Source organism: Pectobacterium artocarpous, assembly GCF_046159765.1.
In the GTDB taxonomy this organism is placed as follows: Bacteria; Pseudomonadota; Gammaproteobacteria; order Enterobacterales; family Enterobacteriaceae; genus Pectobacterium.
Genome location: NZ_JBJXVK010000051.1, coordinates 1 through 3,307 on the forward strand (window position 1 = coordinate 1; position 3,307 = coordinate 3,307).

2 rRNA genes are annotated in these 3,307 nt (G+C 52.6%); both read left to right on the forward strand.

The annotated features are described in order from the left end of the window. Positions 1-156 precede the first annotated feature (156 nt). Positions 157-3,063, forward strand: a 23S ribosomal RNA gene (locus ACKQAD_RS20175). A 129-nt stretch (positions 3,064-3,192) separates the two neighbouring features. Next, positions 3,193-3,307, forward strand: a 5S ribosomal RNA gene (gene rrf / locus ACKQAD_RS20180).

Here is a 3,307-nt window from a genome sequence, read left to right on the forward strand (position 1 = left end):
TTGCTCTTTAACAATCTGGAACAAGCTGAAAATTGAAACATGACAGCTGAACAGTCATTGATGCCTTCGGGTGTGAATGGTGACTCAGTGTGTCAATGAGTCTCTCAAATAATCGCAGCGCGATGATGAATCGAAAGAAACATCTTCGGGTTGTGAGGTTAAGCGACTAAGCGTACACGGTGGATGCCTAGGCAGTCAGAGGCGATGAAGGGCGTGCTAATCTGCGATAAGCGTCGGTAAGCTGATATGAAGCGTTATACCCGACGATACCCGAATGGGGAAACCCAGTGTGTTTCGACACACTATCATGACATGAATCCATAGTGTCATGAGGCGAACCGGGGGAACTGAAACATCTCAGTACCCCGAGGAAAAGAAATCAACCGAGATTCCCCCAGTAGCGGCGAGCGAACGGGGAGGAGCCCAGAACCTGAATCAGTTTGTGTGTGAGTGGAAGCGTCTGGAAAGTCGCACAGTAAAGGGTGATAGTCCCGTACACAAAAATGCGCAGATTGTGAGTTCGATGAGTAGGGCGGGACACGTGACATCCTGTCTGAATATGGGGGGACCATCCTCCAAGGCTAAATACTCCTGACTGACCGATAGTGAACCAGTACCGTGAGGGAAAGGCGAAAAGAACCCCGGCGAGGGGAGTGAAACAGAACCTGAAACCGTGTACGTACAAGCAGTGGGAGCCTACTTGTTAGGTGACTGCGTACCTTTTGTATAATGGGTCAGCGACTTATATTCTGTAGCAAGGTTAACCGTTTAGGGGAGCCGCAGGGAAACCGAGTCTTAACTGGGCGTTAAGTTGCAGGGTATAGACCCGAAACCCGGTGATCTAGCCATGGGCAGGTTGAAGGTTGGGTAACACTAACTGGAGGACCGAACCGACTAATGTTGAAAAATTAGCGGATGACTTGTGGCTGGGGGTGAAAGGCCAATCAAACCGGGAGATAGCTGGTTCTCCCCGAAAGCTATTTAGGTAGCGCCTCGTGAACTCATCTTCGGGGGTAGAGCACTGTTTCGGCTAGGGGGTCATCCCGACTTACCAACCCGATGCAAACTGCGAATACCGAAGAATGTTATCACGGGAGACACACGGCGGGTGCTAACGTTCGTCGTGAAGAGGGAAACAACCCAGACCGCCAGCTAAGGTCCCAAAGTCATGGTTAAGTGGGAAACGATGTGGGAAGGCCCAGACAGCCAGGATGTTGGCTTAGAAGCAGCCATCATTTAAAGAAAGCGTAATAGCTCACTGGTCGAGTCGGCCTGCGCGGAAGATGTAACGGGGCTAAACCATGCACCGAAGCTGCGGCAGCGACGCTTAGGCGTTGTTGGGTAGGGGAGCGTTCTGTAAGCCTGCGAAGGTGGCCTGTGAGGGTTGCTGGAGGTATCAGAAGTGCGAATGCTGACATAAGTAACGATAATGCAGGTGAAAAACCCGCACGCCGGAAGACCAAGGGTTCCTGTCCAACGTTAATCGGGGCAGGGTGAGTCGACCCCTAAGGCGAGGCTGAAAAGCGTAGTCGATGGGAAACAGGTTAATATTCCTGTACTGGGTGTGACTGCGAAGGGGGGACGGAGAAAGCTAGGTTATCCGGGCGACGGTTGTCCCGGTTTAAGCGTGAAGGTGGGTGACTTTGGTAAATCCGGGTCATCGTTAACACTGAGGCGTGATGACGAGTCACTACGGTGATGAAGTAACTGATGCTACGCTTCCAGGAAAAGCCTCTAAGCTCCAGGTCACACCGAATCGTACCCCAAACCGACACAGGTGGTCAGGTAGAGAATACTCAGGCGCTTGAGAGAACTCGGGTGAAGGAACTAGGCAAAATGGTGCCGTAACTTCGGGAGAAGGCACGCTGATGGTAAGTGAAGTGACGTGCTCATGGAGCTGAAATCAGTCGAAGATACCAGCTGGCTGCAACTGTTTAATAAAAACACAGCACTGTGCAAACACGAAAGTGGACGTATACGGTGTGACGCCTGCCCGGTGCCGGAAGGTTAATTGATGGGGTCAGCCGCAAGGCGAAGCTCTTGATCGAAGCCCCGGTAAACGGCGGCCGTAACTATAACGGTCCTAAGGTAGCGAAATTCCTTGTCGGGTAAGTTCCGACCTGCACGAATGGCGTAATGATGGCCAGGCTGTCTCCACCCGAGACTCAGTGAAATTGAACTCGCTGTGAAGATGCAGTGTACCCGCGGCAAGACGGAAAGACCCCGTGAACCTTTACTATAGCTTGACACTGAACCTTGAGCCTTGATGTGTAGGATAGGTGGGAGGCTTTGAAGTGTGGACGCCAGTCTGCATGGAGCCGACCTTGAAATACCACCCTTTAATGTTTGATGTTCTAACGTAGGCCCGTGATCCGGGCTGCGGACAGTGTCTGGTGGGTAGTTTGACTGGGGCGGTCTCCTCCCAAAGCGTAACGGAGGAGCACGAAGGTTAGCTAATCCTGGTCGGACATCAGGAGGTTAGTGCAAAGGCATAAGCTAGCTTGACTGCGAGAGTGACAGCTCGAGCAGGTGCGAAAGCAGGTCTTAGTGATCCGGTGGTTCTGAATGGAAGGGCCATCGCTCAACGGATAAAAGGTACTCCGGGGATAACAGGCTGATACCGCCCAAGAGTTCATATCGACGGCGGTGTTTGGCACCTCGATGTCGGCTCATCACATCCTGGGGCTGAAGTAGGTCCCAAGGGTATGGCTGTTCGCCATTTAAAGTGGTACGCGAGCTGGGTTTAGAACGTCGTGAGACAGTTCGGTCCCTATCTGCCGTGGGCGTTGGAAGATTGAGAGGGGTTGCTCCTAGTACGAGAGGACCGGAGTGAACGCACCACTGGTGTACGGGTTGTGATGCCAATTGCATTGCCCGGTAGCTACGTGCGGAAGAGATAACCGCTGAAAGCATCTAAGCGGGAAACTTGCCTCGAGATGAGTCTTCCCTGGGTACTTGATACCCCTGAAGGGCCGTTGAAGACGACGACGTAGATAGGCTGGGTGTGTAAGCGTAGCGATACGTTGAGCTGACCAGTACTAATGACCCGAGAGGCTTAACCTTACAACACCGAAGGTGTTTTGGTGAGACGAAGAGACTCGATAGACAATATTTTAGCTTGTTCAGAGATTGGTTCTGGTGGTTGTGCGATAGCGGTAGGAAAGCATAACGGCTGGAATGAAACAGAATTTGCCTGGCGGCGATAGCGCGGTGGTCCCACCTGACCCCATGCCGAACTCAGCAGTGAAACGCCGTAGCGCCGATGGTAGTGTGGGGCTTCCCCATGTGAGAGTAGGGAACTGCCAGG